Annotated in this window: 7 protein-coding genes; 5 read left to right on the forward strand and 2 right to left on the reverse strand. The window is 33.0% G+C overall.

Features of this window, described 5'->3' with window-relative positions; translation table 11 throughout:
- Positions 1-210 precede the first annotated feature (210 nt).
- Entirely contained in the window at positions 211-513 is a 303-nt protein-coding gene (locus GMC_RS0113200; RefSeq protein WP_010522591.1) for a hypothetical protein, read from the forward strand.
- A gap of 132 nt (positions 514-645) precedes the next feature.
- Positions 646-1,158 (forward strand): hypothetical protein, encoded by a 513-nt coding sequence (locus tag GMC_RS0113205; protein WP_238528005.1) that lies wholly within the window; start codon positions 646-648, stop codon positions 1,156-1,158.
- Between the two features lie 93 nt (positions 1,159-1,251).
- Here the strand turns inward: GMC_RS0113205 and GMC_RS0113210 are convergent, their stop codons facing one another.
- Both GMC_RS0113210 and GMC_RS0113215 read right to left on the reverse strand, forming a co-directional pair.
- Complete coding sequence (locus tag GMC_RS0113210; RefSeq protein WP_010522593.1) at positions 1,252-1,878, reverse strand: WG repeat-containing protein; 627 nt, start codon at positions 1,876-1,878, stop codon at positions 1,252-1,254.
- A gap of 145 nt (positions 1,879-2,023) precedes the next feature.
- Positions 2,024-2,740, reverse strand: coding sequence for a DUF4294 domain-containing protein (locus GMC_RS0113215; protein WP_010522594.1), 717 nt, complete (start codon positions 2,738-2,740; stop codon positions 2,024-2,026).
- A 112-nt stretch (positions 2,741-2,852) separates the two neighbouring features.
- On the opposite strand from GMC_RS0113215, the gene GMC_RS0113220 reads away from it, so the two are divergent.
- From GMC_RS0113220 to GMC_RS0113230, 3 genes are all read left to right on the forward strand, one after another.
- On the forward strand, positions 2,853-3,944 hold the full coding sequence (locus GMC_RS0113220) for a M42 family metallopeptidase (protein WP_010522595.1): 1,092 nt from the start codon (positions 2,853-2,855) through the stop codon (positions 3,942-3,944).
- Positions 3,945-4,018: 74 nt separating this feature from the next.
- A complete protein-coding gene (locus GMC_RS0113225; protein ID WP_010522596.1) occupies positions 4,019-4,573 on the forward strand; it encodes an NUDIX hydrolase in 555 nt (184 codons plus the stop codon).
- 87 nt (positions 4,574-4,660) lie between these two features.
- The gene (locus GMC_RS0113230) at positions 4,661-5,788 is read left to right on the forward strand and encodes a TlpA disulfide reductase family protein (protein ID WP_010522597.1); all 1,128 of its coding nucleotides are present in this window, start codon (positions 4,661-4,663) and stop codon (positions 5,786-5,788) included.
- Positions 5,789-5,841 lie beyond the last annotated feature (53 nt).

The raw sequence follows: 5,841 nt of genomic DNA on the forward strand, positions 1-5,841 counted from the left end.
TCCCAACTCCCAACTCTCAACCAAAATCCCCGCGTTAAGGATTGAACGGCGTGTTTGAGCTCCTTGGAACGCTAGTGGAAAGAGCGAGTAGTGAAAGCCTGACCCGAAGGGAACCGCCCAAAAATTAGTGAGCTCCGCTTTAAAAAAAATCTTTTTTCGGGTAAAAGTCTTCTCGATTGTCTTATGTAACGAAACTTAAAACGATATAACATGAACACCTTATTTAAATTACGACGAATCCTTTTATTGATTCCATTATTACTTGCATTAAGTTGTAATAGTGATGATTCAAACGACATCATACCAGTAGACGAACCCAAAAGAGAAATAGAACAAGTTGCATTCCAAAAGTTCCCCGATGTAACTAAACTTTACAAAGCTAAAGGAAATGAAAATGCAGAAACTGTTATAATTTTTGAACAAGGAGGTCCTTCTGTTGAGTTAGATGATGATTCCTTAAAAGTAACCGAAGGCATTCCTACACTTGGAGATCTTATAACAGATTACTACTGAGTATATGCACATCAGGCATTAACATTTGACACTAAAAACACTGAACAAACTATAATAAATGAAAAAGAAGCTCTTAGGCTTAGGGAATTAAATACTGACATACTACATAACCTTATTATTCATTTCAAAAAATTGAATAAAAAAGTAATCGTTATGGGGCATTCTTATGGAGGTTTTGTAATTCAACAATATCTTTCAAAATTTAATAATAACAACGCCGATAAATTTATTATCACGTCATCAAGATTAAATATGTCCTTAGAAATGGCAACAAATACTAAAAATCTTAAACCTGGCAGGTTTAAAGAAGATGGAAAAACGCTAATCCCTTTTGATCAACTTGAAGGTGATGATAAAAAGTTTTTTGAAGAAACTGTTGAAAAGCGTCCTATAGAAATAATTTTAGCTGGTTATCGTACCAAAGAACGGTTTACTAAAAGCATTAAAACTTCAACCCTAGAGAATCTTTTATATGTTTACGCTTTAAATAATGAACAAACCGGAAGATTATGCGATGATGAGCTTAATTTTTTAAAAGAGCGTAAGGCTCAAATTTTTGAAATTTCCGATGATAAGGAAGATGGTCACGGCGCACCTTTTTACAGCCCTCATTCGGAAAAAATTGTTGAATTTATGAAACGCTAGTATAAGTTTTAGTTACCAAATTTAACTAAAATAAAAAATTGATCAAGAATTAATATTCTTGATCAATTTTTTATTTTTGATAGAATCAAAATATTACTTTTTCTTATTATCCAACGGTTGTAAATTATCATAAATTGGAGCTAGAGTTTCTTTACCCTCCATGTTGATTAATCCAAACTTGTTATCTAACATTACTATTGCTAAATCTTTTTTGTAAACATTAAAATTTTCAATTTTATCATACTTTGTTGGAACAACTATTGCTCCACTAGTATTTATAAAACCGTATTTACCATCGAGCTTTACCTTTGCCCATCCTTTTCTGACTTTATTAAACTGGTCAATTTCATCATAAACTGCATCTACCACTAAAGCTCCTGAATTATTGATGAAGCCTAATTTTCCATTTCTTGAAACTAATGCCCAATCCTTTTTGTAGGTCCCAAACGGTTTTACTTCTTTAAACACTGGAGTGAGTACTTCTTTACCTTCTTTGGTTATAAATCCAATCAACCCATTTTGGGTTATTTTTGCCCATCCTTTTTTTTGTATATCAAACTTTCCAATGGATTCATATTTTGTCGCAACTATTTCAACTCCGTTTGAATCTACTAGACCAACAGATTCACCTTTGTGGATGACAAAGTAGTCTACTTTTTGGGCATATATACTGACGTATACTCCGAAGGACAATGCTAATGCTGTAAATTTTTTTTTCATGATTTTTAGTTAATAAAGTTAGATTTGTTAGTTGTTTTCATGTGCATCATAACGACACCGTAATTTCCCACAAATTACAACAAAAATTTCAAAAAAATTGCAGATTAACATCACTTTACATCAGAAAAAAGAATAAAACTTGATTTTAATGTACAGGAGTAGGATCATGAGTTTTCCATTTATCTATTAATTCAAATAAATTAAATTTTACCGCTGGTGGTTGACGCACCAATACGTCGTTTTGAAAACTACGCTCTAAAATATCTTCAATTAAATAATCCTCATAAACATTGGTGGGATCAAACTCACGTTTTAATGAAATATTAAATAAGTGTGCTGTTTTTTCATACCAAAAGGCTTTCCACCCACTTCGATAATTTTTAATTAAATCGAACATGGTGCGCCCCGTTTGTCGGTGCACCAATTTAATTAGTATTTGCCCTTCTGTTCTGGAAAACTTTTTTAATTCTTTGGTAAAACGCTCTTCCATAAAGCGCTGCATTCTTTTAATATACTTTTTTCGATGCCGTTTCTTTTTTATAGTTTCCAACTCAACTACTAATTTTGATAGCGTATCGGCTGCCATTTTAGCATAGGGGTAAACTTTTTTTGTTTTTCGCGCTAAAATTAAATATTTCTTTCGTTTTAAACTTGAATCAAACTTTATGTTGGGTAGAATTACAATTTCATTCAAAGGAATTGATTCCGAAGCCGTACTATCGCCTTCAATCATAAACAAAAGTCGTTCATCTTCATTAGTTTCTTGCTTGTTCTTTGGTGTATATGAAGGAACATCCTTTACTTGCGAAGTAACTGAAAAAGATAAAAATAAAAATATATTAAAAATTAAAAACTGCTTCATTAGTTAACCTGTGTTTCCAAAACTATACCAAAAATAATAATATCGTTTATGTTATAGGGTAGAATGCTTAAATTCGTTTAAAATTGTAATACTCGACTGAATAAAATATATGATGGCAAAAAAAAGTATACTAAACAAAGAGTCTATGACTTTTTTGGAAAATTACCTGAACAACGCTTCACCAACTGGCTACGAATCGGAAGGTCAAAAAATATGGATGGACTATTTAAAACCTTATGTAGATGAATTTATTACAGATACCTACGGAACGGCTGTAGGAGTCATCAACCCTGATGCTGATTTTAAGGTAGTTATTGAGGGGCATTCTGACGAAATTTCGTGGTATGTAAATTATATTACTGATGATGGACAAATTTATGTGATTAGAAATGGTGGTAGTGACCATCAAATTGCGCCTTCTAAACGGGTAAATATTCACACAAAAAAAGGAATAGTTCCAGGTGTTTTTGGTTGGCCAGCAATACATACGCGTAAAGGAGGCACTAAGGAACAACCCGCTAAACTTGATAACATTAGTATTGATGTTGGCTGTAGTACCAAAGACGAGGTGTTGGCCCTAGGGGTACATGTTGGCTGTGTTATTACCTACCCTGATACATTTACTATTTTAAACAAAAATAAATTTGTGTGTCGTGCCCTTGATAATCGTATGGGGGGATTTATGATTGCTGAAGTTGCTCGTTTGCTAAAAGAAAACAACGAAACGTTACCTTTTGGACTTTACGTAACCAATTCCGTACAAGAAGAAATTGGTTTGCGTGGTGCAGAAATGATTACCCAACGTATTAAACCAAATGTAGCTATCGTAACCGATGTTTGTCATGACACCACTACCCCTATGATTGACAAAAAAGTTGAAGGTGACAGTAAAATTGGAGATGGCCCCGTGATTTCATACGCACCTGCGATACAAAACAACTTAAGAGAACATATTATTGAAACGGCAGAAAAAAATAAAATCCCTTTCCAGCGTCATGCATCAAGTCGTGCAACTGGTACTGATACCGATGCTTTTGCTTATAGCAATGGTGGAGTTGCTTCGGCATTAATATCGCTACCTTTAAGGTATATGCACACTACTGTAGAAATGGTACACCAAGATGATGTGGAAAATGTAATTAAATTGATTTACGAAACTTTATTAACCATAAAAAATGGAGAAACTTTTAGCTACTTTGATTAAACTTAATTCAATTTGAATAATGAAGCTGCCTAAATGTTGAGTTTGGGCAGCTTTTTTAGTTATAAAATAAAATTATGGCAGACGAACTTATTGATATTTTAGATGCTACTGGTTCCCTTACGGGAGAAATAAAGCTGAAGTCAATAGCCCATAAACACGGATTATGGCATGCTAGTGCTCAAATTTGGATTTATACGCCAACTGGGCAAGTACTTATTCAAAAAAGGGCAATTAATAAGGATACCTACCCTAATTTATGGGATATTTCAGTTGCAGGCCACCTAAGCGCTGGCGACACGCCTTCGACTGCTGCTGTCCGGGAGATTCAAGAAGAAATCGGGGTGAAAATTTCCGAAGAGAAACTATTTTTTTTAAAAACTATTAGAAAAAGTAATCGCATTTCAAATACCATTATTGATAATGAATTTAATCATTTGTATGTACTAGAATTTGCTGTAAATATTAATGAACTAAAGCTTCAAACCGAAGAAGTTACAGCTGTAAAATTAATTGACATTAATGACCTTGAAAAACAATTAAAAATTGTTCCTGCAAGTTTTGTCCCTCATGGTAAAACTTATTACAATTATATTATAAGTGCAATAAAGGCTAAATTAAAAATCAAATAAATTTTATTGTTAAGGAATAAAACATTCATTAATTAGTTTATAAAATGGTAGTATATTTACCAAACATTGAAAATTAAAATAATACAAATGAAAAAGATAGCTTTTATTTCCTTAAGTATAATTGCTTTTGCTTGCAGTAAAAAAGCATCTAGCGAATATACTATTACTGGAAATATTACCGGTTTTGAAGACAATACTACCGTATACGTTAATAAAATAAGTGATTCCAATAGACAAATTATTATAGATTCCACTCAGCTTGTTGGGGGTAAATTCAATATCAGCTTACCTAAGGTAACCTCTAAGGATTTCAACTTTATAACATTTAACGGCACCCAAGGTAATATTTTACTTATTGCCGAAAATGAATCTATAACAATTACTGCAGATAAAAGTAATTTAAGAGACGCTGACATTAAAGGTGGTTCAGAGAATGCCTTATTCTCCGAATATTTGGATAAAATTACTGCTATAAAAACTGAAGAGGGTAATATATCAAGTAAAGGACGTACCGCTTCGCAAGGGGGGAATTATCAAGAATTACGAAGATTGAAAGGCGTGTCTGATTCATTGTCAAAAGTAAAAAAAGAGATGCGTTTGGATTTAATTACCAAAAATCCGAATTCCATTGTTAGTGTTATGGCATTAACTGATTTAATTACTTATAAAATGATTAAATCAAATGAAGCTAAAGCCTTTTATGACAAAATGGATGATGACCTTAAACAATCTCGTTTAGGTGTAAATACAGGTAAAGCATTAGCAAGTTTGGTTGAAATTACTTCAGCTATTGGGGATGAAGTGGCTGATTTTTCAGGCCCAACACCTGATGGAGGCACTTTAAATTTAAAGAAATCTTTGGGTAAATATACTATTTTGGATTTTTGGGCATCATGGTGCCGTCCTTGTAGGGTTGAAAATCCTAATGTAGTTCGTGTATACAACAAATACCACGAAAAAGGGTTGGAAATTATTAGTATTTCATTAGATAAAGATGCTAACAAATGGAAACAAGCAATTGCCAATGATGGACTAACATGGAAACATGTATCACATTTGCAATTTTGGCAGGAACCGATTGCCAAGCGATTCGGTGTACGGTCGATACCAGTAACGTACCTTTTAGATGAAAATGGAGTAATTATTGCCAAAAATTTGAGAGGTCAAGCTTTAGACGATAAAATGGAAGAATTACTTGGTGACAAAGGTGCTTAGAATCCACCTTTAGCAACTTTAAAAAAAACCAGCAGAAGCTGGTTTTTTTATTT

This window comes from Aquimarina agarivorans (assembly GCF_000218485.1).
Taxonomy (GTDB): Bacteria; Bacteroidota; Bacteroidia; order Flavobacteriales; family Flavobacteriaceae; genus Aquimarina; species Aquimarina agarivorans.